26 protein-coding genes and 1 other annotated feature are annotated in these 25822 nt (G+C 54.0%); of the genes, 16 read left to right on the top strand and 10 right to left on the bottom strand.

Annotation, left to right across the window (positions count from 1 at the left end; translation table 11 throughout):
- Positions 1-37: 37 nt before the first annotated feature.
- From minC to minE, 3 genes are read left to right on the top strand one after another with little or no spacing between them, the layout of a single operon-like run.
- A complete protein-coding gene (minC, locus tag LQ901_RS03335) occupies positions 38-739 on the top strand; it encodes a septum site-determining protein MinC (protein ID WP_036769910.1) in 702 nt (233 codons plus the stop codon).
- 30 nt (positions 740-769) lie between these two features.
- The gene (minD, locus tag LQ901_RS03330) at positions 770-1582 is read left to right on the top strand and encodes a septum site-determining protein MinD (protein ID WP_010864168.1); all 813 of its coding nucleotides are present in this window, start codon (positions 770-772) and stop codon (positions 1580-1582) included.
- Between the two features lie 3 nt (positions 1583-1585).
- Positions 1586-1846: a cell division topological specificity factor MinE gene (gene minE / locus LQ901_RS03325; RefSeq protein ID WP_010864169.1), complete on the top strand. Its 261-nt coding sequence runs from the start codon at positions 1586-1588 to the stop codon at positions 1844-1846.
- Positions 1847-1865: 19 nt separating this feature from the next.
- Here minE and rnd read toward each other — a convergent pair whose 3' ends face one another.
- From rnd to LQ901_RS03300, 5 genes are all read right to left on the bottom strand, one after another.
- Positions 1866-3002 carry a ribonuclease D gene (gene rnd, locus LQ901_RS03320; RefSeq protein ID WP_010864170.1) on the bottom strand — a complete coding sequence of 379 codons (1137 nt, stop codon included), beginning with the start codon at positions 3000-3002 and terminating at the stop codon, positions 1866-1868.
- 87 nt (positions 3003-3089) lie between these two features.
- Positions 3090-4802, bottom strand: a complete 1713-nt coding sequence (gene fadD, locus LQ901_RS03315; protein WP_010864171.1) for a long-chain-fatty-acid--CoA ligase FadD — start codon at positions 4800-4802, stop codon at positions 3090-3092.
- A gap of 477 nt (positions 4803-5279) precedes the next feature.
- Positions 5280-5573 (bottom strand): hypothetical protein, encoded by a 294-nt coding sequence (locus LQ901_RS03310; RefSeq protein WP_152136383.1) that lies wholly within the window; start codon positions 5571-5573, stop codon positions 5280-5282.
- Positions 5574-6148: 575 nt separating this feature from the next.
- The gene (gene tsaB, locus LQ901_RS03305) at positions 6149-6850 is read right to left on the bottom strand and encodes a tRNA (adenosine(37)-N6)-threonylcarbamoyltransferase complex dimerization subunit type 1 TsaB (protein WP_233671969.1); all 702 of its coding nucleotides are present in this window, start codon (positions 6848-6850) and stop codon (positions 6149-6151) included.
- 125 nt (positions 6851-6975) lie between these two features.
- Positions 6976-8895 (bottom strand): ATP-dependent DNA helicase, encoded by a 1920-nt coding sequence (locus LQ901_RS03300; RefSeq protein ID WP_178018034.1) that lies wholly within the window; start codon positions 8893-8895, stop codon positions 6976-6978.
- Between the two features lie 549 nt (positions 8896-9444).
- Positions 9445-9575, top strand: a sequence feature (His leader region).
- A gap of 160 nt (positions 9576-9735) precedes the next feature.
- Here LQ901_RS03300 and hisG point away from each other — a divergent pair.
- The 8 genes from hisG to hisIE all read left to right on the top strand — a co-directional run bounded on the left by hisG (position 9736) and on the right by hisIE (position 16980).
- Positions 9736-10635 (top strand): ATP phosphoribosyltransferase, encoded by a 900-nt coding sequence (gene hisG, locus LQ901_RS03295; RefSeq protein WP_233671968.1) that lies wholly within the window; start codon positions 9736-9738, stop codon positions 10633-10635.
- Positions 10636-10640: 5 nt separating this feature from the next.
- Positions 10641-11993, top strand: a complete 1353-nt coding sequence (hisD, locus tag LQ901_RS03290; protein WP_152136385.1) for a histidinol dehydrogenase — start codon at positions 10641-10643, stop codon at positions 11991-11993.
- Entirely contained in the window at positions 11990-13129 is a 1140-nt protein-coding gene (gene hisC, locus LQ901_RS03285) for a histidinol-phosphate transaminase (RefSeq protein WP_152136386.1), read from the top strand. Before hisD ends, hisC begins: the two co-directional genes overlap by 4 nt.
- Before the next feature lie 77 nt (positions 13130-13206).
- A complete protein-coding gene (gene hisB, locus LQ901_RS03280) occupies positions 13207-14259 on the top strand; it encodes a bifunctional histidinol-phosphatase/imidazoleglycerol-phosphate dehydratase HisB (RefSeq protein WP_233672383.1) in 1053 nt (350 codons plus the stop codon).
- Positions 14260-14868: an imidazole glycerol phosphate synthase subunit HisH gene (hisH, locus tag LQ901_RS03275; RefSeq protein ID WP_010864180.1), complete on the top strand. Its 609-nt coding sequence runs from the start codon at positions 14260-14262 to the stop codon at positions 14866-14868.
- 5 nt (positions 14869-14873) lie between these two features.
- Positions 14874-15611, top strand: coding sequence for a 1-(5-phosphoribosyl)-5-[(5-phosphoribosylamino)methylideneamino]imidazole-4-carboxamide isomerase (hisA, locus tag LQ901_RS03270; RefSeq protein WP_112865970.1), 738 nt, complete (start codon positions 14874-14876; stop codon positions 15609-15611).
- Positions 15593-16369: an imidazole glycerol phosphate synthase subunit HisF gene (hisF, locus tag LQ901_RS03265; RefSeq protein ID WP_010864182.1), complete on the top strand. Its 777-nt coding sequence runs from the start codon at positions 15593-15595 to the stop codon at positions 16367-16369. The genes hisA and hisF overlap by 19 nt, the downstream gene beginning before the upstream one ends.
- A complete protein-coding gene (gene hisIE, locus LQ901_RS03260; RefSeq protein WP_064978037.1) occupies positions 16363-16980 on the top strand; it encodes a bifunctional phosphoribosyl-AMP cyclohydrolase/phosphoribosyl-ATP diphosphatase HisIE in 618 nt (205 codons plus the stop codon). Before hisF ends, hisIE begins: the two co-directional genes overlap by 7 nt.
- 49 nt (positions 16981-17029) lie before the next feature.
- Here the strand turns inward: hisIE and LQ901_RS03255 are convergent, their stop codons facing one another.
- Positions 17030-17173, bottom strand: a complete 144-nt coding sequence (locus LQ901_RS03255) for a hypothetical protein (RefSeq protein WP_233671967.1) — start codon at positions 17171-17173, stop codon at positions 17030-17032.
- A gap of 523 nt (positions 17174-17696) precedes the next feature.
- On the opposite strand from LQ901_RS03255, the gene artP reads away from it, so the two are divergent.
- The 5 genes from artP to LQ901_RS03230 all read left to right on the top strand — a co-directional run bounded on the left by artP (position 17697) and on the right by LQ901_RS03230 (position 21326).
- On the top strand, positions 17697-18425 hold the full coding sequence (gene artP / locus LQ901_RS03250) for an arginine ABC transporter ATP-binding protein ArtP (protein ID WP_010864184.1): 729 nt from the start codon (positions 17697-17699) through the stop codon (positions 18423-18425).
- 30 nt (positions 18426-18455) lie between these two features.
- A complete protein-coding gene (locus LQ901_RS03245; RefSeq protein WP_010864185.1) occupies positions 18456-19199 on the top strand; it encodes an arginine ABC transporter substrate-binding protein in 744 nt (247 codons plus the stop codon).
- Positions 19200-19205: 6 nt separating this feature from the next.
- Positions 19206-19880 (top strand): arginine ABC transporter permease ArtQ, encoded by a 675-nt coding sequence (artQ, locus tag LQ901_RS03240; RefSeq protein WP_064978038.1) that lies wholly within the window; start codon positions 19206-19208, stop codon positions 19878-19880.
- Positions 19880-20548 (top strand): arginine ABC transporter permease ArtM, encoded by a 669-nt coding sequence (artM, locus tag LQ901_RS03235; RefSeq protein WP_010864187.1) that lies wholly within the window; start codon positions 19880-19882, stop codon positions 20546-20548. The genes artQ and artM overlap by 1 nt, the downstream gene beginning before the upstream one ends.
- Before the next feature lie 277 nt (positions 20549-20825).
- Complete coding sequence (locus LQ901_RS03230; RefSeq protein WP_064978039.1) at positions 20826-21326, top strand: methylated-DNA--[protein]-cysteine S-methyltransferase; 501 nt, start codon at positions 20826-20828, stop codon at positions 21324-21326.
- Positions 21327-21532: 206 nt separating this feature from the next.
- Here LQ901_RS03230 and rlmC read toward each other — a convergent pair whose 3' ends face one another.
- From rlmC to potG, 4 genes are all read right to left on the bottom strand, one after another.
- Positions 21533-22675, bottom strand: coding sequence for a 23S rRNA (uracil(747)-C(5))-methyltransferase RlmC (rlmC, locus tag LQ901_RS03225; RefSeq protein WP_064978040.1), 1143 nt, complete (start codon positions 22673-22675; stop codon positions 21533-21535).
- A 135-nt stretch (positions 22676-22810) separates the two neighbouring features.
- Positions 22811-23653, bottom strand: a complete 843-nt coding sequence (locus LQ901_RS03220; protein ID WP_010864190.1) for an ABC transporter permease subunit — start codon at positions 23651-23653, stop codon at positions 22811-22813.
- Positions 23653-24549, bottom strand: a complete 897-nt coding sequence (potH, locus tag LQ901_RS03215; protein WP_010864191.1) for a putrescine ABC transporter permease PotH — start codon at positions 24547-24549, stop codon at positions 23653-23655. The genes LQ901_RS03220 and potH overlap by 1 nt, the downstream gene beginning before the upstream one ends.
- Positions 24550-24571: 22 nt before the next feature.
- A complete protein-coding gene (gene potG, locus LQ901_RS03210; RefSeq protein WP_233671966.1) occupies positions 24572-25705 on the bottom strand; it encodes a putrescine ABC transporter ATP-binding subunit PotG in 1134 nt (377 codons plus the stop codon).
- Between the last annotated feature and the right edge of the window lie 117 nt (positions 25706-25822).

Raw genomic sequence — 25822 nt, 5'->3', positions numbered from 1 at the left:
ATATTGCCAGGACGCACCGGGGAAACGAATCCGACTTATGTCACAACACCTTGTCGATCTGAAGGGAAGCAACTTTACTCTTACGGTGGTTCATCCACACACTTCAGATCCGAATCAACTCAAACAAGCATTGTCTGCCAAAGTGCAGCAAGCCCCTGCTTTTTTTCAGGGCGCGCCAGTGGTGTTGAATGTCGCTGATCTGGCAGAGCAGGCAGACTTTCGTCGTTTAAAGCGAGTGATCCGAGAAGCCGGCTTATTTTTGGTGGGTGTCAGTGGCTGTATTAATGAAAAACAGCGCGAGACAGTCCGCAAAGCGGGTCTGCCTATTCTCACCGAAGGTAAAACCAAAGAGCCAAAGCCCGAAAGCAAACCGGCCCCGGAAGCTATCGAGCCCGAACCCGTGATGACGGCGGTTGCCACCAAGGTCATTAATACCCCGGTTCGCTCCGGACAACGTATCTATGCCAAGAATTGTGATTTGATCGTGAATAACCATGTCAGCGAGGGTGCCGAGCTGATAGCGGACGGTCATATCCATGTCTACGGAATCATGCGCGGACGCGCCGCTGCCGGCGCAGATGGTCGACCAGACAGCAGCATCTTCTGTCTCAATATGCAGGCCGAGTTGCTGTCGATTTCAGGACAATATGCTCTCAGTGAGCAAATTCCGACAGAAGTCTGGAAAAAAGCCACCCGCGTGGTATTACGAGATAATAACATTCATTTTGAAGCCCTTTGATATAGACCCTTTTTGACAAGGAACCCCCTCATGGCACGTATCATCGTTGTAACCTCTGGTAAAGGAGGCGTTGGCAAAACCACTTCAAGCGCAGCCATTGCCACCGGTTTAGCATTGAAGGGAAAGAAAACGGTCGTGATCGACTTTGATATCGGCCTGCGTAATCTGGACTTAATCATGGGCTGTGAGCGCCGCGTGGTGTATGACTTTGTAAACGTCATCCATGGCGATGCCAGCTTGAACCAAGCTCTGATTAAGGATAAGCGCGTCGACAATCTCTACATCCTGCCCGCATCCCAAACCCGTGATAAAGAAGCACTGACCCGTGAAGGCGTCGAAAAAGTGCTGGAAGAGCTGGATAAAATGGAGTTCGAATACGTGCTGTGTGACTCACCGGCAGGTATCGAAACCGGCGCCCTGATGGCACTCTATTTTGCCGACGAAGCCATTGTGACCACGAACCCTGAAGTCTCTTCAGTGCGTGATTCTGACCGCATCTTGGGAATTTTGTCCTCCAAATCCCGCCGCGCCGAAAAAGGCCAAGATCCGATTAAAGAGCACCTGCTGCTCACTCGCTACAGCCCTGGCCGCGTGACCCGTGGCGATATGCTGAGTGTGCAGGACGTGGAAGAGATCCTGCGTATCCCGCTGTTAGGGGTGATCCCGGAAAGCCCGTCGGTGCTGCGTGCATCGAACCAAGGTGAACCGGTCATTCTTGATAAGGAATCTGAAGCAGGTCAGGCCTATCTTGATACGGTCGAACGCCTGCTGGGTACCGAGCGACCTTTCCGTTTCCTTGAGGAAGAGAAGAAAGGCTTTTTAAAACGACTGTTTGGGGGATAACTCATGGCGCTCCTCGATTTTTTCCTGTCCCGTAAAAAACAGACGGCAAGTATCGCCAAGGAGCGTTTGCAGATTATTGTTGCTGAACGTCGCCGTGGCGATAGTGAACCGCACTATTTACCGGCACTGAAGCAAGACATTCTGGCGGTGATTTGCAAGTACGTGCAAATTGACCCAGAACATGTCACCGTTCAGCTGGAGCAAAAGGGTGACGACATTTCCATCTTGGAATTGAACGTCACCCTGCCGGAAGATGCCAAATAAACAGTCGGCAACTGCCGGCTTAGGCCGGCTGTTCCAGTAGCTGTTGCAAACGTTCACCCATCAGAGCACCGCGCCAGCCGGATAACAACTCCGGTTGCTCGTGGTGCTGTCTCTCTTCGGGCGTGTAATTCCACGTCCAGCTCAGCAGCTGGTGAATTTGGCGACGTGACGCCAACAATTCACTGCTCAAGCCGGTCACCCCTTCTTGCTCGGTGATAAACGCCTTCACCCGCTTTAAGGTCGCTTTGTATTCTGGGTTATCCACCAGACGACTCAGCGGCGCAGGACATTCGCTATCCGGCAACGCTTTGGCGGCTTGCACCATTGCTAACATCGTTTTGCCATGAAAACGGATTTCCGGATTTTCCAGCTCTAGGTTATTCAGATCGCTCAACGACTGTGGCATATAGCGCGCCACTTTCCACAAGTTCGCTTCTTTTACTACAAAGTTCAGTGCCAGATCGCGGCGTTCAGCCTCGTGATAACGCCATTTAGCCAGCAACTTGAGCACGGCCAGCTGGCGTGGGCGCAATTGCCACGCATTGCCAATATCGCAGTACAGCTCATCGGGTGGCGTTACGTGCGAACGACGCACCACAATCTGATGACACTCTGCATCCACAGCATCTTGCCAACCGGCTGCGGTCAGTTTTTCTTGTAACCGCTCATACATCGGCAGCAAGTAATACACATCCGCCGCCGCATAGTGACACTGTTTTTCAGTCAGCGGACGCGCCAGCCAATCGGTACGCGCTTCGCCTTTATCCAGCTCAACACCCAAATACTCGGCAACCAATGCACCGAAACCGGTCGAGATGCGGTGGCCTAAGAAGGCGGCCATAACTTGGGTATCTAACATCGGTGACGGCATAATCCCCAGCGCATGCTGGAACACTTCCAGATCTTCGCCGCACGCATGCAAAATTTTAACGACCTGCGGGTTACACAGCAGATCACGCAGCGGGCTCAAATCGGAAATGGCAATCGGGTCAATCAGCGATACATCCTGTCCGTCATACAGCTGTACCAGCCCGAGTTGTGGATGTAACGTCCGGGTGCGTACAAATTCAGTATCAATCGCAACCCGTGATGCTCCGGATGCGCGCAGACAAACCTGCCGCAAGGCTTCATCAGTGGTAATCAGTCGGTAATCCACAACATTCTTCTCTTTAAAACTTTTCAACAACACATAAAGAAAACGCCGGCAGCAGCCGGCGTTTCATCAGTCAGCGGGACATCCAAATTAGGATGCTTTGGCCTGCACACTCACCTCAGCGGCGGCAGGTTCGGCTGTCTGCTGTTCTTCACGCAGTACTCGCCGCAGTATTTTACCCACATTTGTCTTCGGAAGCTCATCCCGGAACTCAACAATTTTCGGGCATTTGTAACCGGTCAGGTTTTTACGGCAAAACGCCATCAGCTCATCACGGGTTAATGACGGGTCTTTTTTGACCACGCAAATCTTCACCGCTTCGCCAGACGCTTCACTCGGTACACCCACCGCGGCCACTTCCAACACTTTCGGATGATGAGCAATCACGTCTTCGATTTCATTCGGATAGACGTTAAAACCCGACACCAGAATCATGTCTTTCTTACGATCCACGATGCGCATAAAGCCTTCATCATCGATACGCACGATATCACCAGTCGCCAGCCAACCATCTTGCAGAATTTCTGCCGTGGCTTCTGGACGCTGCCAGTAACCCTGCATCACCTGCGGGCCTTTAACCCACAACTCGCCAGCTTCACCGTGCGCCACTTCGTGGCCGTCATCATCCACCAACTTGATGTCAGTAGACGGCACCGGCAAACCAATCGCGCCATTATAACCAGCCAGATTATACGGGCAGCCAGCAACCAGCGGAGAACATTCGGTCAAGCCATAACCTTCCAGCAGCTTGGTGCCAGTCAGCTTTTGCCACTGCTCGGCAACGGCGCGCTGTACTGACATTCCACCGCCCACAGTCAAACGCAGGGTACTGAAATTCAGCTCACGGAAATCTTCGTTGTGGATCAGCGCATTAAACAGGGTGTTCACACCGGTGATCGCGGTCACTTTATAACGCGCCAGCTCTTTAACAAAGCCTGGAATATCACGCGGGTTGGTGATCAGCAGGTTACTTCCGCCCATCTCCAAAAACAGCAAGCAGTTCACGGTCAACGCAAACACGTGATACAGCGGCAGCGCTGTGACCACCAGCTCACGGCCTTCTTCCAAAATCGGTGAATAACCGGCTTTGGCTTGCAGTACGTTAGCCACCATATTGCTGTGCGCCAGCATCGCCCCTTTCGACACCCCAGTTGTACCCCCGGTGTACTGTAAAAAGGCAATGTCTTGCGCGGTGATCAGTGGTTTCACGTATTGCTGGGCACGCCCTTTACGCAGCGCACCACGAAACGAAATCGCATCCGGCAAATTGTACTTTGGCACCATCTTCTTGATGTACTTAACCACAAAGTTCACCAAGGTGCCTTTTGCCATCGACAGCTGATCGCCCATGCGCGTTAAGATCACATGCTTGACGCTGGTCTGGTACACCACTTTTTCCAAGGTATGGGCAAAGTTGGAGACAATCACAATCGCCTTAGCACCGCTATCGTTCAGCTGATGCTCCAGCTCACGCGGGGTATACAGCGGGTTAACATTCACGGCAATCAGACCGGCACGCAAAATACCGAACAGTGCAATCGGGTATTGCAGCAGGTTTGGCATCATCAGCGCCACCCGCTCCCCTTTTTGCAGTTTCAGTTCATTTTGCAGGTAAGCGGCAAAGGCACGGCTGCTTTCTTCGAGCTTACGGAAGGTCATCACCTGGCCCATGTTGATAAACGCCGGCTGATCGGCATAACGCTGCACGGCCTGTTCGAACATGTCTACCAGAGATGAGTATTGATCAGGGTTGATTTCAGCCGGCACGTCAGCCGGATAACTGGAAAGCCAAACCTTTTCCACGGTAAGTCTCCTCAATGTATTTTGTTGTATGCCACACCTCAGGAGGAGCACCCCGGGCCGGCCTTACGAATACGGGTATGACGGGTACGTAGGATAAATGCTCTAATAGCAAGACTACTTTACATCGCCACCGCATTATTAACAATGGATTAACAACACATTTTCAAACAGGCGTTTATTTATTGCCATTCGGCGCTCAGCGACCGCCTGTATAGGATGATGGTGTTGCCGTATTTATCAGAGATTCTGCGACAAAGGTCGGAGATAATAGCATGTTGTCGGCAAAGAGCGGTATCTTATGCTGAATTTACATCCGGATATATTCGGTAATGATTTACAGCTGCCGAAAATCGCAGCATTTCATATGACAAATAACCGCGCCAGCCAGACTTTGTGCAAACCCGACTGTGTGCGAACTTTGTACAAAGTCATTATGTGTGAGGACTCTGAACCTGAAGAGCCTCAGCGCGGCATAGCCTACACCCGTTCATCAATCGACGGAGTCCAACGTCGCCCACCTGTACGAGCCAAAGCTAACATTTGCTGATAATGCTGAATGGCGCTTGGTTGGCTATGTTGTGCGTATCCTGTATCAGCGCAGCCCGCCGGAAGCCACTCGCCTTCATACACGCGTACCGCGTCCTCCAACTGCATCGGCACGGGGTGATCATCTGATGGCATAAGCGCGGGGATCGCCCGCACGGCCGCAACCGGAAGATTGACCGCACCTAATCGTTCGACTTGCGGCGGAGGCAATATCACCGATCGCATGTTAATAGCGTCGGTGGCAACAACTTTACTTACGCGGGTTGTGGTTAGCCGGTGCCCTGAGGTGATCCGCATAATGGCCTCCGCGATAACGCGATAGCACACATATTTACTTGATGTAACCCACGGCTATATCAGTGGGCCCATCGCCAACGCCGGCCAGCCACATCGCAGCGTCGATACCCCGCGCGGTAGGTATCTACTATGAGCATAGTGTATGCACTGAGTTGCTGCCTTGCAGCGCACGCCTCACGCTCAAATGTTCTTTGCAACGTGCGCTAATATACTTATCCGCACTCTCTCACCAACTCGAAGTGACTAATACAACCTCTCCGACATGAGCGACAAACCAACCAACACTACACAAACATGAGCGACAACGAGATAAGGGATAAGGGATAAGGGATAAGGGATAAGGGATAAGAACAATAGCGCGCAACAGAGATAACACTCAGACCAAAGTAGCCCAGAGAGACGGCTATACAGATGCCGCATAAACAATACGGCGGCCACCAGGACCGCCGCATACGTAGGGGAGCGAATAACACTCACCCGATAAGACAAGCACCACTCACCGCTTATTCACGGCCCGGCAGCTTTTTCCAGGCCACATTGTTACGCAGGTATACCGGCGCGGCATTCTCGACCGCTACCACTTCACCGCGCTGCCAGCAAGCCAGAGCCTGTGGCAACATATCGCGCGCTTCAGGCAGCAAAATACCGCTGTCGGTCAGTACCACACCGTCTTGCAGGGCCAAGGTCGGATAAACAGTAAAACCGGTACCAGCCGTCGCCCACTGGTGAGTCTCACCCTCAGTGATCACCTGTACACTTTGAGGTTCGAGTACCGCTTCTTCACCCAGTACCTGCCACTCACCATTATCGACACGCAGATACTGGCCCCAATAAACTTCGCCCATACGCGCATCAATCGCCACCAGCACTTGCTGATGTTGCTGTACCCGGTACGCACCTTGCGCCATCGCCAGCAGGTTCGAAACCCCGATCATCGGCAAATCTGCGCCCAACGCCAGACCTTGCGCCACGCCAACGCCAATCCGCACGCCGGTAAAACTGCCCGGTCCACGGCCAAAAGCCAGCGCATCCAGTTGATTCAGGGTCAGGCCGGCTTCAGCCAGCATCTGCTGCACCATCGGTAAAATGCGCTGCGTATGCTCACGCGGACAGACTTCGGAAACGGCATATACCTCTCCGTCTACCCACAGGGCAGCAGAGCAGGCTTCAGTGGCGGTATCTAGCGCCAGAATTCGGGTTGACATCCAGACCTCGGATCAATCAATAACAACGAGCTAATTCAGAGTAGCCCAACATCATACCATAGCGCCTTCAGACCACAGCACTTTCATACCACAGCTTTTCCGATACGGGCGATTGCCCATCCGAACTATTCCCCGTGCGGTGCAATCTGATGCAAAAACGCAATCGCCTGTCCGACATCACGCGAGCGCGGCAACGGCGGCAAGCTTTCCAAAAACACCTGCCCATAAGGACGCGACACCAAGCGCGCATCGCAAATCACTACCACACCACGGTCTTGAGTATCTCGAATCAAACGGCCCACCCCTTGCTTTAAGGTGATCACCGCATCCGGCAACTGCACATCACTGAAGGGATCGCAACCGCGACGCTGGCTATCTTCCATGCGCGCTTTTAATAGCGGATCATCAGGCGCGGTAAACGGCAGTTTGTCGATAATCACGCAAGACAGTGCTTGGCCGCGCACATCCACCCCTTCCCAGAAACTGCCCGTCGCCACCAGTAAAGCATTGCCGTGCTCAACAAAGGTTTCCAGCAATTTTTGCTTGCCGGTTTCCCCTTGCACCAACACCGGTAGACTTAAGCGCGCCCGAAATCGCTCAGCCAAATCACGCATCATCTGATGCGAGGTGCACAGGAAAAAACAGCGCCCTTGGCTGGCCTCAATCACTGGGGTCAGCAAGTTCACCAGCGCCTCCGCGGTATAAGGACGATTCGGCTCCGGCAGAAAACGGGGCACACACAGCAATGCCTGCGAAGGATAATCAAACGGGCTGGTCAGCGTCAGCTGGCGTGCCTTGGCGATGCCCAAGCGCTGGCAATAATGGTCAAAATTCTCCCCCACCGCCAAGGTGGCAGAGGTGAAAATCCACGCCGCCGGATGCAAGCGCATCTGCTCGCTGAATTTGTCCGCCACACTGAGCGGCGTCAGGTTCAAACTAAAATGTCGCCCCGAGCTTTCATACCAGTAACTGTAACCGGTAACATCGGTGTCGCTCAGGCGCTTGAGACGTGCGCGAAACTGCTCAGCCCGCTCAAACGCGGCGTCGAGCAATTTAGAGCGCCCCACCACCAAGCGCAGCACTTCGGCCGCAAAATCCAGCGCATCATTTAAACGTGATAATTCGCGTTGGATCAGCGGATTTTTCAGCGCATCGCGCCAGTTTCCTCGCCCGATGCCACCGTTCAACACAATGCATAAATCTTGCGCGGTCTGGGTTAACCGCTCGGCACACTTGCTCAACTGCGCCACATCGCGCACTTCGAGGTGATAACCGAGCAGCATGTCTTTACCTAAGTCCAGCAATTGGCGCGAGGTCAGTGACTGACCAAAATACTGACTGGCGATATCCGGCAGCTGGTGCGCTTCGTCGAAAATGATCACTTCCGCTTCTGGAATTAACTCGGCAAAACCGGTCTCTTTGACCACCATATCAGCCAAAAACAGGTGATGGTTTACCACCACCACATCGGCTTCCAGCGCACGGCGACGCGCCCGCACTACGTAGCACTCTTGATACTGCGGACACTCAGTACCAAGGCAAGACTCGTTGGTACTGGTGACCATCGGCAGCACTGGGCTGTCTTCGGCCACCGCATCGCAATCGCTCAGATCGCCACTGTCGCTGGATGATGACCAAGTGCGGATCCGCACCAGATCCGCCAGCACCGTTTTATCGGTCAGATGACTTTCCGCCATTTGCCGATCGAGGCGATCCAGACACAGGTAATTGGCCCGCCCTTTGAGCAACGCGACTCGGCCCGTGAAATTGAGCGCGCCTTCGATAGTAGGTAAATCGCGGCGAAACAGCTGATCTTGCAAGTTTTTCGAGCCGGTAGAGATGATGGTTTTGCGCTTGGCAGCCAGAGCCGGCACCAAATAGGCATAGGTTTTCCCGGTGCCGGTTCCCGCTTCCACCACCAGCGCGGATTTGTGCTCAATGGCCTCACCGACTGCTTGCGCCATCTGACGCTGCGGTTCACGGGCGCGAAAGCCCTCAATGTTACGGGCCAGAATGCCATCGTCTGCAAAATAGTTGTCTGTCACGCGCGCCGGCCTGCCATCGAAAATTGAGTGAGTGAAGCGGTCATTATGCCTGTCCGCTGGCGCGGCGGCCAACCGGATCTGTGCAATCTGCTATGCAAAGTGTTATGCAAAATGGGGATATTGGCTTCACTCGCCATCTGGTTAGGGCTCCGTTATCCTTTTTGTCATGTGCTTTTCACGGCACTTTTTATTACGGGACTTTTCATCACTGCACTTTTCGCGACACTGTTAACATCACGTCATACTCTTCCCTATCTGCGTTCGATGTTGTCTATGCGCAGCAAGCCCCAAGAATGCGAAAACATGCCTATCACAAATAACCAGCCTTTCACGCTAGATGCAGCATAAAATACAACCAACTTTGCTGACTCAGCGTGTTATTCACTACAGCAAAATTTACTGTTGCTTTTGGTTGGCGCTTTGGTTTAAGTTGAATTCACACTAAGTCTATCTAGGCATCACTGGCTGTATACATGCTCAATCGATAACAGCAGCGATCATTAACCAGACACGAGATTTCACCATGACTGTTTTCACCGTTCGTAACCACCATCATCACCATCATCCTGATTAGTCTTTCAGGACGCTGGTCCGTGGAAGACGCTCAGAGAGTTCTTCCGGTGGACGACAGTCAAGGTACACAATCCAGCCCCCGGAAGATCACTTTTCCGGGGGCTTTTTACTGTATACGCCAGTGCAAACTGGCCACAGGCAAAACGTCAACGGATGACGTAACGATTTAACGGCCTACTCCGCCGCCAGCTACATCGGAGTAGCCCCGCAATTTATCCAGCCCCGCTTATCGGCGCTGGGACAAAATCAGACTAAAAGGACATTGCCATGCTGAACGCCAACCGACTGCGTATCGCTATCCAAAAATCCGGTCGCCTGAGTGATGACTCGCGCGAGCTGCTGGCCCGCTGTGGGGTCAAAATCAACCTGCAACAACAACGCCTGATTGCCTTTGCCGAAAACATGCCAATTGATCTGCTGCGCGTGCGCGATGACGATATTCCGGGGCTGGTGATGGATGGCGTGGTAGATCTGGGCATCATCGGCGAAAACGTGCTGGAAGAAGAAGTGCTGAGCCGCCAAGCCCGTGGGGAAAACCCGCAATACAGCACCTTGCGCCGTTTAGATTTCGGTGGTTGCCGCCTCTCTTTGGCGGTGCCGATTGATACCCGTTATGACGGCCCAGCCAGCCTACTCAATGCCCGCATTGCCACCTCTTACCCCAATTTGCTCAAGCGTTACATGGATGAGCGCGGCATCGCCTTTAAAAGCTGCCTGCTTAACGGTTCGGTAGAAGTTGCGCCGCGCGCCGGTTTGGCCGATGCCATCTGCGATCTGGTGTCGACCGGAGCCACTCTCGAAGCCAATGGCCTGCGTGAAGCAGAGGTCATCTACCGCTCCAAGGCCACCTTAATTCAGCGCGCCGGTACGCTATCTGCCGAAAAACAGCAATTAGTCGATCGCCTGCTGACGCGGATGCAAGGGGTGATTCAGGCGCGCGAGTCTAAATACATCATGCTGCACGCCCCCACCGATCGCTTGGAAGAGATCATCGCGCTGCTGCCGGGTGCCGAGCACCCAACCGTGTTACCGCTGGCCAATGAGAAAAACCGCATCGCCATGCACATGGTCAGCAGCGAAACCCTGTTCTGGGAAACCATGGAGCAGCTCAAAGCCTTAGGTGCCAGCTCCATTTTGGTGCTGCCAATTGAAAAGATGATGGAGTAACGGCGATGGAAATGTTGAATTGGGATCGCCTGAGCCCCGCAGAGCAGCAACAGGCCTTAATGCGTCCAGCCATCAGTGCCGCGCAAGACATCAGCGCCAGTGTGCGCGACATCGTGCAGCAAGTTCAACAAGGCGGTGATAGCGCCCTGCTGGCCTTAACTGAACGTTTTGACCGCGTGCGCCCTGCAACGCTTGCCGTCAGCGCCGCGGAAGTGGATGCTGCCGAAGCACGCTTAAGCGACGAGATGAAAACCGCACTGCAAAACGCCTATCGCAACATCGCGGCGTTTCACGAAGCGCAGCGTCCATCGGTGGTGCGGGTGGAAACCCAGCCGGGGGTGACCTGCGAAGTGATCACCCGTCCGGTGCAATCGGTCGGATTGTATATCCCTGGCGGCTCAGCGCCGCTGCTGTCGACCACCTTGATGCTCGGCATTCCGGCGCGCATTGCCGGTTGTCCGCAAGTGATCTTATGCTCCCCTCCGCCGATTGCCGATGAGATTTTGTATGTCGCACGCCTGTGTGGCATCAGCCAAATCTTCAATGTCGGCGGCGCGCAGGCGATTGCCGCTATGGCCTATGGCACCGAATCAGTGCCGAAAGCAGACAAAATTTTTGGCCCCGGCAATGCTTATGTCACCGAAGCCAAACGGCAGGTCAGCCAAGATCACCGCGGCGCGGCGATGGATATGCCAGCCGGCCCTTCCGAAGTGCTGGTGATTGCTGACGCCAACGCGAATCCTACTTTTATCGCCAGCGATTTACTGTCACAAGCCGAGCACGGCCCCGACTCGCAGGTGATTCTACTGACCCCAAGCCAGACACTGGCCGATGCAGTAACCGCTGAAGTTGATCGCCAGCTAGCCCTACTGCCGCGCGCCACCATCGCCGGACAAGCGCTGGCTGCCAGTCGGATTATTCTGACCGCGGATCTGGCGCAAGCTGTGGCGATCAGCAATCAATACGGCCCCGAGCACTTGATCATCCAGACCGATTCTCCGCGCCAACTGCTGAGCGCGCTGCACAATGCCGGCTCGATTTTCCTCGGTGCGTGGACGCCAGAATCTGCCGGCGACTACGCCTCAGGCACCAATCACGTGCTACCGACTTACGGCTACACCCGCACCTATTCCAGCTTAGGGCTGGCCGATTTCATGAAGCGGATGACGGTGCAAGAGCTGACCGCCGACGGCCTTCTGGCTCTGGCCCCTACTGTCGAGCGGATGGCGGCAGCCGAAAAACTCGATGCACACCGTCTTGCCGTGACACTGCGCGTCGCCACACTAAACGCTGGCCGCCGTGATAACAACCCGAATGAAGCCGTGCAAACCGCCGATGCCCAAGGAGAAGGGAAATGAGCACCTCATCACTGGAATCTTCCGTAACAGCACCGGATAGCGCGGCTACCTGCGATACCCGCGCAATCGAGACACTAGCGCGGCGCAATGTGCGTGAACTGACGCCCTATCTGTCGGCGCGACGCATTGGCGGTCAAGGTGATGTGTGGCTCAACGCCAACGAATACCCAACCTCACCGGATTATCAGCTAACCGAAGCTAAACTGAACCGCTATCCAGAGTGCCAGCCAGAGCAAGTGCTCCGCCGTTATGCGGCGTATGCCGGTGTTACTTCAGAGCAAGTACTGGTCAGTCGCGGCGCGGATGAAGCCATTGAACTGGTGATCCGCGCGTTTTGTGAGCCGGGGCAAGATGCGGTGATGTTCTGCCCGCCCACCTATGGCATGTACACCGTCAGCGCCGAAACGTTAGGTGTCGCGCGCCGGATTGTGCCCGCCACAGCTGACTGGCAACTGGACTTGCCGGCGATCCGCGCTCAGATGGATAACGTCAAAGTCATTTTTGTCTGCAGCCCGAACAACCCCACCGGCAATCTGCTACGCCGCGAAGATATTGTGCAGTTGTTGGACGATGCCGCCGGTCGCGCCATTGTGGTGGTGGATGAAGCCTATATCGAGTTTTGTCCGCAGGCGACCTGCGTACCGCTGCTAGCACAATATCCGCATCTGGTGATCCTGCGCACCTTGTCTAAAGCCTTCGCCTTAGCCGGTTTACGCTGCGGGTTCGCGCTGGCCAATCCGCCGGTGATTGGTTTGCTGCAAAAGGTGATTGCCCCCTATCCGGTGCCACAACCGGTGGCAGATATCGCCGCCCAAGCCTTGAGCGACGCGGGATTAGACCGTATGCGCACCCAAGTGGCCGACACCTTACGCCACCGCGCCTTGCTTGCCGAAGGGCTGCGCCGCAACCCACTGTGCCGCGAAGTTTACACTGGCGAAGGTAACTGGCTAACCGTTCGCTTCGTTGACGGTGAAAAAGTATTCAAAAGCCTCTGGGATCAGGGCATTATCTTACGTAATCAGGGCAAGCAACCGGGCATGCAAAACTGTCTGCGCATCAGCATAGGAACCGAGGCTGAATGCCGCCGTACCCTGAACGCTATCGACGCGCTGTATCAGCAAGGAGCCATGCAGTGAAAAAGAAAAAATTCCGTCCATCGGTACGCCGTTCCGTACCCGCAGCACAATCGACTGAAAGTCGCACCGAGAATTATCTGTTTATTGATCGCGACGGCACCCTGATCGCCGAGCCGCCACAAGATTTTCAAGTCGACCGGTTGGATAAACTGCGTCTGGAGCCGGCGGTGATCCCCGCCCTGCTCAAGTTACGCCGTGAAGGTTACAAACTGGTGATGATCACCAACCAAGATGGCCTTGGCACCAACAGCTTCCCGCAACCGGACTTCGATCTCCCGCAACAAATGATGCTGGATATTTTCAGCTCACAAGGGGTGGAATTCGACGACATCCTGGTCTGCCCACACTTTGAGCACGACAACTGCAGTTGCCGCAAACCCAAACTGGGGCTAGTTAAACATTATCTGGAAGCGGATTACATCAACCCCGAGCTCTCCTATGTGATTGGCGATCGGGAAACCGACCTACAACTGGCCACCAACATGGGCATCACTGGGATCCGTTATCAAAACGGCGTCACCGGTTGGCCAGAGATTGTGCGCCGCCTGACCCTGCCTCCTCGCCACGCGTGCGTCACCCGTACCACCCGCGAAACCGATATCAAGGTCGAGCTGTGGCTGGATGAAACTGGCGAGAATCACATTCAGACGGGGCTGGGCTTTTTTGACCACATGCTGGATCAGATTGCCACCCACGGCGGTTTTCGGATGAGTGTCAGTGTCGAGGGCGATCTGCATATCGATGATCATCACACGGTGGAAGACACTGCGCTGGCGCTCGGACAGGCGCTGAAAGAAGCACTTGGCAACAAACGGGGCATCGGGCGCTTCGGTTTTGTCTTGCCGATGGATGAGTGCTTGGCGCGCTGCGCGCTGGATCTTTCCGGTCGTCCGTACCTGAAATTCAAAGCCAAGTTTGACCGCGCACAGGTAGGCGACCTAAGCACCGAAATGGTCGAGCATTTTTTCCGCTCACTGAGTGATGCGCTAGCCTGCACCTTGCACCTGAAAACCAAAGGCCACAATAGCCATCACATGGTGGAGAGTCTGTTCAAAGCCTTTGGCCGCACACTGCGACAAGCGATCCGTGTGGAGGGTGATGCCCTGCCTAGCTCAAAAGGAGTGCTGTAAATGCCGCAACAAACGCCACATACCCGGGTCGTGATTGTGGATACCGGCTGCGCGAATTTGGCTTCGGTCTACTTTGCCATTCAGCGCCTAGGCTATGAGCCGCAAATCAGCAAAGAGCCCGACGTGATCCTCACCGCCGATAAACTGCTGCTGCCTGGGGTCGGTACCGCCAACAATGCCATGCAGAACTTAACCCAGCGCCAGCTTCCAGCGCTGATCAAAGCCTGCACGCAGCCGGTGTTGGGGATCTGTTTAGGCATGCAAATCATGGCGGAGTACTGCGAGGAAGGCAGTACTGACACCTTGGGCGTCATTCCGGAAAGCGTGCTGCGCATGACCGACTTTGGCTTGCCGCTGCCACACATGGGCTGGAATCGGGTCTACCCGAAAGCCGGCCATCGCCTGTTCAATAACATCGCCGACGGTGAGTATTTCTACTTCGTGCACAGCTTCGCGATGCCCGTCAGCACCGCGACCATCGCCCAATGCAACTACGGTGAGCCATTCTCTGCGGCGGTACAAAAAGACAACTTTTACGGCGTGCAGTTTCACCCCGAGCGCTCCGGCCGCGCCGGTGCCCAGTTGCTGAAAAACTTTCTGGAGATGTAACAAGGATGATTATTCCCGCACTGGATCTGATCGACGGCAAAGTCGTACGTCTGCTACAGGGTGACTACGCCCGCCAGACCGACTATCAAGCCGATCCCGCCCTGCGACTGCAGGAATATCAGCAACAAGGCGCCCAATGGCTGCACTTAGTGGATCTGACCGGCGCCAAAGACACTCAGCGTCGTCAGTTAGCCCTGATCACGCACCTGATTAAAGCGACGCCCGCGCATATCCAAATTGGCGGCGGCGTGCGCACTGAGCAGGATGTGGCCGATCTACTCGAAGCGGGCGCCGCGCGCGTAGTCGTTGGCTCAACCGCGGTGCGTGATATTGCAGAAGTTAAACGCTGGTTTGCCCGCTTCGGCGCCGAGCGCTTGGTGCTGGCATTAGACGTTCGTATCGGCAGCGATGAAGTCAAACGCGTCGCTATCAGCGGCTGGCAACAAGACTCTGGCCTTGCCATCGAAACCCTGCTGGAAGAGTACCAAACCGTGGGCCTCAAGCACGTGTTGTGCACCGATATCTCTCGCGATGGCACGCTGGCTGGCTCCAACGTGCGTCTGTATCGTGAACTGGCCGCCCGTTTCCCTCAGATCGCGTTTCAATCTTCCGGCGGCATCGGCTCACTGGATGACATTCGTGCTCTTCGCGGCAGTGGCGTACGCGGCGTGATTGTCGGTCGCGCGCTGCTAGAAGGTAAATTCAACACCGAGGAGGCCATTGCATGCTGGCAAAACGGATAATCCCCTGTCTGGATGTACGCAACGGCCAAGTCGTCAAAGGCGTGCAATTTCGCAACCACGAAATCATCGGTGACATCGTGCCGCTGGCGCGTCGCTACGCACAAGAAGGCGCTGATGAACTGGTGTTTTATGACATCACCGCCTCTTCTGATGGTCGTACCGTCGATAAGAGCTGGGTCGCAAAAGTCGCCGAAGTGATTGATATTCCGTTTTGTGTCGCCGGTGGGATCCGTACAGCGGAAGATGCCGCACAGATTCTGGCTTACGGGGCAGATAAGATTTCTGTTAACTCACCGGCTCTGGCCAATCCGGCCCTGATCAACGATCTGGCGGAACGCTTTGGCCAACAGTGTGTAGTAGTCGGAATTGATACTTGGTACGACGAAGCCCTCGATAGCTATCAGGTCTATCAGTTTACCGGTGATGAAAGCCGCACTCGTGCCACTGCGTGGTCTACACTCGACTGGGTGCAAGAAGTGCAACGACGCGGCGCCGGTGAAATTGTGCTGAACATGATGAACCAAGATGGAGTTCGCCGCGGCTACGATATCCGTCAATTACAGCGGGTACGCGAGGTATGTCAGGTTCCTCTGATTGCCTCGGGCGGCGCCGGACGACCGGAACATTTTCTTGAGGCATTCCGCGATGCGGATGTAGACGGTGCGCTGGCCGCATCCGTATTCCATAAGCAAATCATCAATATCGGTGAGCTCAAGGAATTCCTCTTCAAACAAGGTGTGGAGATCAGACTGTGTTAACTGAACAGCAACGCGCAATGATCAACTGGGACAAGGTCGGTGGACTGCTGCCGGCTATCGTACAGCACGCCCAAAACGGCGAAGTGCTGATGCTTGGTTACATGACTCCGGAGGCACTGGGAAAAACCCTGCAAACCCGTCAAGTCACCTTTTTTTCACGTACCAAACAGCGCCTGTGGACCAAAGGTGAAACTTCCGGCCATATTCTGTGGGCCACCCGCATGGGGCTGGACTGCGATAACGACACCTTACTGATCTTAGCCGAACCGCACGGTGCTACGTGCCATCTGGGGACTGACAGCTGCTTTGAAGAAACTGCCGTGGAGCCAGATTTGATTTTCCTCGGCAAGTTAGAATCGATTTTAATGGCACGCAAAACCGTTGACCCACAAACGTCGTACACCGCACGCCTGTATGCCAAAGGCACCAAGCGCATTGCGCAGAAAGTAGGCGAAGAAGGAGTGGAAACCGCACTGGCCGCGGTGGCCGGTGATAAAGATGAGCTGATCAATGAATCTGCGGATTTGTTGTATCACCTGATGGTGCTTCTGCAAGACCAAGATCTGCAGTTGCGTGATGTCATCCGCCGCTTGCGCGAACGTCATAGGTAACGTTCTTCGACTCTGCGGGTATCTATCGACACCGCCTGATACCCGCATTTTATTTTGGCGTAATGCGCTTTCCTCTTTTCCTCTTTTCCTCTTTTCCTCTTTTCCTCTTTTCCTCTTTTCCTCTTTTCCTCTTTTCCTCTTTTCCTCTTTTCCTCTTTTCCTCTTTTCCTCTTTTCAGTTCAGCGTGGCGCAAATTAGCTCCACCGCTAAACAGTTAGCTCAGCCATCCCGCTCTGCACATCTCTTTGCATTGCATCACCATAAGAAAAAGTGTCCGCTAAAAATGCCAGCCCCGTCCTCTGGTGCACGCCGCTAATCACCTACACGGCTGACTCACTGAACTCACGCCCCGATCGTTAGCATGCTTCACTGCTCGGCACAGAATAATCCTCTGCATTTACCGTATTCACCGCCACAAAAAAAGTATTTTAAGTGCGGTTTACACTTTCATTTACAGTGAAAAGTTATTCAAGCTGGATTTTTTATCCCTTCAAGGCAAATACTGCCTTAGCGCACTGTGTCGTGCCGTTTCTTTGACCTATCACACCATGAATTCAAGACAAAAAGTATCAACGAAAGCCGCACCAAGCCTGACATAGAACAAGATGACAGAAAAATCAGACCATTTTCTTATTCTTATCTTACATATCTATATTGCATAATTATGCGAATCTATTTACTATCACCAAAAATAACTCATTATTCAGTTGGATCGCATGAGTATTCAGTTAAATCAGGTGAATTGCTTTTACGGCGAACACCAAGCCTTACACAATATCAGTTTTGAATGCAGCGCTGGCGAGACACTGGTACTGCTCGGCCCGAGCGGTGCCGGCAAAAGTTCGCTGCTGCGGGTATTGAATCTGTTGGAAGTGCCCAAAAGTGGCACTCTGCACATTGCCGGTATGGACTTTGATTTATCGCGCGAACCTGACAGTCGAGCCGTGCGTGAGCTGCGCCAAAACGTCGGCATGGTCTTTCAGCAGTACAACCTCTGGCCACATCTGACCGTGATGGAAAATCTGACTGAAGCCCCGTGCCGAGTATTGGGTTTAAGCAAAGAACAAGCTCAAAGCCGCGCTAACGTGTTGCTGGAACGGTTACGTCTGACGCCGTATGCCGGCCGTTATCCGCTGCATCTATCGGGCGGTCAGCAACAGCGGGTCGCTATTGCCCGCGCCCTGATGATGGAGCCACAAGTGCTCTTGTTTGATGAGCCGACGGCCGCGCTAGATCCAGAGATCACTGCACAAGTGGTCAGCATCATTCAAGAGTTGGCACAAACGGGGATCACACAGGTTATCGTGACCCACGAAGTGGAAGTGGCCAAGAAAGTGGCCAGTCAGGTGATTTACATGGAGCAAGGGCATATCCTCGAACAAGGCAATGCCACCTGCTTCACTCAACCTCAAACCTCGGCCTTTGCCGGTTATTTATCGCACTGAGTTTTCTCTGCGTATTACAAGGAGTTCATCATGAAAAAATTACTGACCGCAGCTCTGCTGACTAGCAGCCTTTGCGCAGGTTTTAGCAGTACGGTAATGGCCGCCGACACTATTCGCTTTGCCATGGAAGCAACCTATCCACCGTTTGAGTCCACCAACGAGAAAAACGAAATCGTCGGTTTTGATGTCGATCTGGCTAAAGCGCTGTGCGCGGAAATCAAAGCGGAATGTACGTTCAGCAACCAAGCATTTGACAGCCTGATCCCGAGCCTGAAATTCCGTCGTTACGATGCAGCCATTTCCGCTATGGATATCACCGAAGAGCGTTTAAAGCAGGTGGACTTCACCAAGCCTTACTATGACAACGCCGCGGTATTCATCGCCCAGAAAGGTAAGTTTGCCGATGCCGCTGGCCTGCAAGGTAAGCGGGTTGGCGTACAAAATGGCTCCACTCACCAAACCTATATCAATGAGCAGATGAAAGATCTGAAATCGGTGCCTTACGGTAGCTATCAAAATGCCGTGATCGATATGAAAAATGGCCGGATTGATGCCGTATTTGGTGACACCGCGGTGATTGCCGAGTGGCTGAAGCAAGATGCCAACCTGCAGCCTGTCGGCGCTCCGGTGACCGATCAAGCTTACTTTGGTAAAGGCTTCGGCATTGCCGTCAACAAAGGCAACACCGAACTGCTGAACAAGCTCAACACCGCGCTGGATACCTTGCATGCCAACGGTACCTATCAATCCATCTACAACAAGTGGTTTAAATAATTAACGATGGCCGGAACAGAATTTCTCCACCTACTCCTGGCGGCGACCGGCATGACTGTCGGTCTGGCACTCACCTCTTTAGTGATAGGGCTGATCCTGGCCCTGTTATTTGCCGTTCTTGAGTCCGTGCGATGGCGCTTCGTCAGTTGGCCTGTCAGTATGCTGGTGACGGTACTGCGCGGTCTGCCGGAAATTCTGGTCGTATTGTTTATTTATTTTGGCTCGACACAGGTGCTCTTCCTGCTAAGCGGCGAATTTGTCGAATTCAGTCCGTTTTGGTGCGGCGCGGTGGCACTGGCCGTGATTTTTGCCTCCTACGCCTCGCAGACACTGCGGGGCGCGCTGAAGGCTATTTCACAGGGGCAGTGGGAGTCTGGCTTGGCACTCGGCATGACGCGTAAAGATATTTTTGTGCGCGTGATCCTGCCGCAAGTCTGGCGTCACGCCCTGCCAGGGCTGGGTAACCAATGGCTGGTGCTGCTGAAAGACACCGCGCTGGTTTCCCTGATTGGGGTCAATGAGTTAATGCGTCAGGCTCAAACCATTGCCACCTCAACGTGGCAGCCGTTTACCTGGTTTGCGTTGGCCGCCGTGCTGTATCTGGTGGTCACGCTCATCAGCCAGTTTTTGCTGCACCGGCTGGATTTGTATGTCACCCGTTTTGAAAGGAGTGCCGCCTGATGTGGGATTATTTGCCAACGTTGTTGCAGGGGCTACAAACCAGCTTATCGCTGACCGTGTGCGCCCTGTTGATTGGTTTTACTCTGGCGGTAGTGATGACTGTGATCATGGCCGGTCGCAAAGGGCCGCTGCGCTGGTTGACTAAAGGCTATCTGACGTTGTTCACCGGCACCCCGCTGCTGATTCAGATTTTTCTGATTTACTACGGCCCGGGTCAGTTTGAAAGCCTGCGTAACAGCGTGCTGTGGCCATTGCTGTCCGAGCCTTGGTTTTGCGCCATGCTGGCCTTAGCGCTCAATAGCGCGGCCTACTCCACCTTGTTGTTCTACGGGGCAGTAAAAGCGATTCCGGCGGGACAGTGGCAATCTTGTAGCGCACTGGGAATGACCCGCTTGCAAACGCTGCGCATTTTAGTGCCTTACGCATTGAAACGCTCTTTGCCTGCTTATTCCAACGAAGTGGTGTTGATTTTTAAAGGCACGTCACTGGCCAGTACCATCACTATCATGGATATCATGGGCTATGCCCAGCAACTGAACGCCCAAACCTACGATACGCTAGCGGTATTTGGCATGGCTGGGGTGATTTATCTGGTCGTGAATGGTTTGCTGACTATCTTGATGCGTCAGATGGAAAAGCGGATGCTGGCATTCGAGCAGCGCTGCTAAATCGCATGCGTTCGCTAGGCTATGTCATTTCGTATCCAATAAACTGAGTTTCATTTATAACGGCATCCTACGAGATGCCGTTTTCTATACTGAAATCCTATCAGCCCAGCCATCCTCGGCTTATCGGCCACCCGCTACATTCTCGCGGCCATTTAATACCATTTAGTCGCTGCCATCTGGCCGGATCAGCCGCACTTTTGTGACAGGTCGGTTTTGTCATACCGAAAAAGCAGGCTAACTTAGCTACAGTCAGAACCCGCGCAAGGACACCAACCTGATGTATTACGTTAAATACGCCTCCCCATTGGGAGAGTTATTGCTGATTGCCGACCGTCATGGTCTGCGCCATTTGTATCTGCCATCGGAAAACCCGCCGCATAATCCGCTGTGGCAAGCGGGGAAAAATCGCCCACTGGAGCAAGCCTGCGACTTTTTGGATGCGTATTTTGCGGGGAAAAAACCTTCAGCCGAGCAATTACTGCTCGCCCCTGTCGGCACTCCGTTTCAGCAACAGGTTTGGCAGCAATTACTGCAAATTCCCTATGCGGGCACCCGCTGCTATGGCGATATCGCCCAGCGCATCGGTAATCCGAAAGCCGTGCGCGCCGTCGGTGGTGCCATCGGCGCGAATCCACTGGCCATCATCATCCCGTGTCACCGCGTCCTCGGCAAAGATCGCTCGCTGACCGGCTACAGCGGTGGGCTACCCATCAAAACCGCGCTGTTGACGCTTGAAGGCGTCACTTGGCGCGAAAAGAAAGCGCCAAAAACAGCGTAAAAATAACGCGTGACGCAATCAATAGCAGTACTGGCCGTGCTCGCCGCAGAGCGGCGAAGATGCCATACCATGCTCAACTTTTTACCAGAGAAAAATTTGCCATAAAAAAACCGCCAATCACTGGCGGTTTTTTGTTGTTCAGCGCGAAGTATTGCAGCATGCGCGTACAAACCTCGAGCGCATAGCGATTGTATTAGCGAAAATGCTTAACAGGCAGATTTCTTCAACAGCCCCAGCACCTCATAGTGCGCGGTGTGCGGGAACATATCGAACAGCTGCATTTGCAACAGCTGATACTGGCCATTGGCCGTCAAGCGCGCTACATCGGCCTGCATACTGACCGCATTGCAGCTGGAGTACAAAATATACTCCGGCGCCATCCGCGACAGGTATTCGCACAGCGCCACCCCGATCCCACGCCGTGGGGGGTTCACCAGCACCAGATCCGGCACCGCATCGCGGCTATGGGCAAAATCCGCCGAATCTAACGCCTGAAACTGCACCTTGTTTAGCCCCAAGGTCGCTGCCGATTTTTGCGCACAAGCAATGGCTTCTGGGGAAATCTCAATACCGGTTAACGCCATGTCGGGCGTGGCGCAGTGCAAGCCAAACCCGCCGACGCCACAAAACAGATCCCACAGGGAATGCACCGGTAACGCACGCACCCAATCACGCGCCGTCGCATACAATTTGGCCGCAACATCGGGGTTGGTCTGGAAAAAGCTACGCGGGCGAATATACAGCGGCACCCGATTAAACTGCTCTTCTAGCGCTTCATCCGCCGTCAGGATAATCTCCTGCTCCCCTTCCATAATGGCCATGTGCACCGGCTGGATATTCACCGAGATCACCCGTAACTGTGGCAACTGCGCTTGCAGCCAGCCCAGTTCACGGCGAATTAACGGTAATTTGCTGTCAGAGCGCAGCACAAAGCGCAGCATGAATTCGCCACTGAGGGTACTTTGCGTTAACAGCAGATATTTAAGCTCGCCACGGCGCCGTGCAATCTGATAAGGCGTTAAACCGGCGCGGCCAATAAATTGCTTTAAGGCGGGGAATAGCGCCTGAAACGCCGCCGGATAGAGCGGACAATCACACAGGTCGACACCATTGCCGGCGGCATCGCAAATGCCCAGCAGCGGACGCTCTACCGCGCCACTGACCACCATTTTAGCTTTGTTGCGAAACGCCTGCTCAGGGCCAGAAACTGCCGGTAACCACTGACCGACCGCAATCGGGGTAAATAACGCCTGCAAGTCATGCTGTTTTTGCTGCAGTTGCTCGGAATAAGGGCGGTCAAGCCAATGACAGGAGCGGCATTCACCGGCCTGAAAGTGCGCACACTGCATGCAAACCTCGCAATCGTATCGGGTGGCGTAAAAATAAAAAGAGGGGCAGAATTCTACCCCTCCTTGCCAATTAGCGCCAACACTGTTGTCAGCGCCCTAGCCTGCGCCGCTCAATACGCCCCCACAGGACGCGCACTATTTTTGTGGCAACAGCATCTCTAAACGACGTCGCTTTTCAGCGCGGGACATCAACCACCATGACAGCAAGCCGATGAGACTCACGGCCAAAATAATCAAGGTCGCCAAGGCGTTGATTTTCGGCGATACCCCCATGCGTACACTGGAGAACACAATCATCGGTAAGGTGGTCGAGCTTGGCCCTGAGACAAAACTTGAGATAACCAAGGTATCCAACGACAAGGTAAAGGCCAATAACCAGCCAGACACCAATGCCGGCGCGATTTGCGGCACCGTGATGACGAAGAACACTTTCAGCGGCGGCGCGCCAAGATCCATCGCCGCCTCCTCCACCGAGCGATCCAGCTCGCGCAGGCGAGCACTGACTACCACCGCCACATAGGAGGTACAGAAAGTCACGTGCGCCAACCAGATAGTCATCGCGCCGCGCTGCTGCGGCCAACCGAGCCACTGCCCCATCGCCACAAACAGCAACAGCAGCGACAAACCGGTGATCACCTCAGGCATCACCAATGGCGCGGTCAGCATAAACGCAAACGAGGTCTGGCCGCGAAAACGACGAAAACGGGTCATCACAAAGGAGGCCATCGTGCCCAACACTACGGCAGCACTGGCCGCTGCGGTAGCGATGGTCAAACTGAGCCAGACCGCATCCATCATCGCCTGATCGGCAAACAACTCGCGATACCAAATCGTTGACCATCCGGCCCACACCGTGACCAGACGTGAGCTGTTAAAGGAGTACACCACCAGCATAATCATCGGTACATACAAAAAACTCAGACCGATAAACAGGATCAGGGCTTTCCAATAGCCTTTTTGTGCCGGCATCGAGCTCATCAGCGCACCTCCTGATTCTGGTGTTTATGGAACCACATGATCGGTAACGCCAACAGCAGCAACATGATAATCGCCACCGCCGAGGCCACCGGCCAATCGCGGTTATTGAAAAACTCCTGCCACATCACCCGTCCAATCATGATGCTATCCGGACCGCCAAGTAGCTCTGGGATCACAAACTCCCCCACCGCCGGAATGAACACCAACATTGAACCCGCAATAATGCCGCCTTTGGTCAGGGGCAAGATCACCGAAAAGAAGGTGCGCACCGGTTTAGCGCCTAAATCAAGCGATGCCTCCACCAGCGAGTAATCGAGCTTTAGCAGCGCGGTATACAGCGGCAAAATCATGAACGGCAAATAGGCATACACAATGCCGATGTACACGGCAAAATCGGTATGCAGCATCGGTAACGGTTGATCGATAATGCCCGCCCACATCAGGATATTGTTAATCACCCCGTTATTTTTCAGCAGACCAATCCACGCGTATACCCGAATTAAAAACGAGGTCCACGACGGCAAAATCACCAGTAACAGTAAAATATTGCGCACCGACGGGCTGCTGTTCGCTATCGCCCACGCCATCGGATAGCCGAGCAGCAGACACAGCAATGTCGAGATCCCCGCGATTTCCAGCGAATGCAGATAAGCATCAACATACAGCGGGTCTTCAATCAGATAGGCGTAATTACCCAGATTAAGTGAGATGGTCAGTTTGCCATCCAGCCATTCAACCAGATCGGTATACGGCGGGATCGCTACCTGCATCTCAGCAAAACTGATTTTGAAAACAATCAGAAATGGCACCAGAAAAAAGACCAGCAGCCAGATATAGGGAGCCGCAATCACCGCGTGGCGTCCGCCCGGACGGTGACGAGAATCGAGCAATTTCATCCCTGTCTCCTTGTTCCTTGCGTCAAGCGGTCAGTACGACACAGCTGTCCGGATTCCAGTACAGCCGCACCTCATCTCCCCACGTCGGCATACCGCGGCGGTAGCGACAATCGTTTTGCAACTGGGCGGTCAAAATCATGCCGCTGTGCAGTCGCACGTGATAAATCGACAAATCGCCTAAGTAAGCGATGTTCACCACTTCGCCCACCGCAAAGTTACAGCCCTCTTCCGGCACATCATCGCACAGAGCAATTTTTTCTGGCCGCAGCGCCACCATCACCGGCACATCCGGGGTGATCTTGACCTCTTGCTCAACTTTCAGTGGGTGCACTAAGCCAGGACTGCGCACGATATAGTGCTCTTCCTGCTCTTCTTGCAACATGCCTTCGAACACATTGATGCTGCCGATAAACTCAGCACTAAAGCGGCTGTTCGGGTACTCGTATACCTCTTCTGGCTCACCAATTTGCACGAATTTTCCGCGGTTCATGATGGCGATACGCCCAGCCATGGTCATGGCTTCTTCCTGATCGTGGGTCACCATCACGCAGGTTGCGCCCACGCGCTCGAGAATATCCACCACTTCCAGTTGCATCTGGTCACGCAGCTTTTTATCCAGCGCCCCCATCGGCTCATCCAGTAGCAATAGCTTTGGCCGTTTAGCCAGACTGCGCGCCAATGCCACCCGCTGGCGCTGGCCGCCGGATAACTGATGTGGCTTACGCTTGGCAAACTCTTGCATGTGTACCAGTTCCAGCATATCCGCCACCCGATTGCGGATCTCCGCTGTCGGTAATTTGTCCTGCTTAAGACCAAAGGCAATGTTCTGCTCCACTGTCATATGCGGGAACAGTGCATACGACTGGAACATCATGTTGATCGGGCGTTTATACGGCGGCACGGCGGACAAATCCTGTCCGTCGAGGAAAATCTGGCCACTAGTCGGCAACTCAAATCCAGCCAACATCCGCAGCAAGGTGGACTTGCCACAGCCTGAGGCGCCCAGTAAGGCAAAAATTTCACCTTTATAGATAGTCAGATCGACATCATCCACCGCCAACGAACCATCGAAGGATTTGGTGAGGTTACGCACTTCCAGCAACGGTGTTTTCAGCTTGGGGGCTTTGTTTTGAGGACGAGCTTGCGTCTCTTTCACTGATGGGGGTCTCCTAGACAACAAAAACCGTTAATGATCCATCATCAACACAATCCGTGTTACATCAGGGGTGATCCGGTGCTTGCAAGGTTTTGCTGCCTGCAAGACACCGGCAAT

This window comes from Plesiomonas sp. PI-19, assembly GCF_021368255.1.
Classification (GTDB): Bacteria; Pseudomonadota; Gammaproteobacteria; order Enterobacterales; family CAMTGL01; genus Plesiomonas; species Plesiomonas shigelloides.
This window is presented reverse-complemented; position numbering and strand designations above follow the sequence as displayed.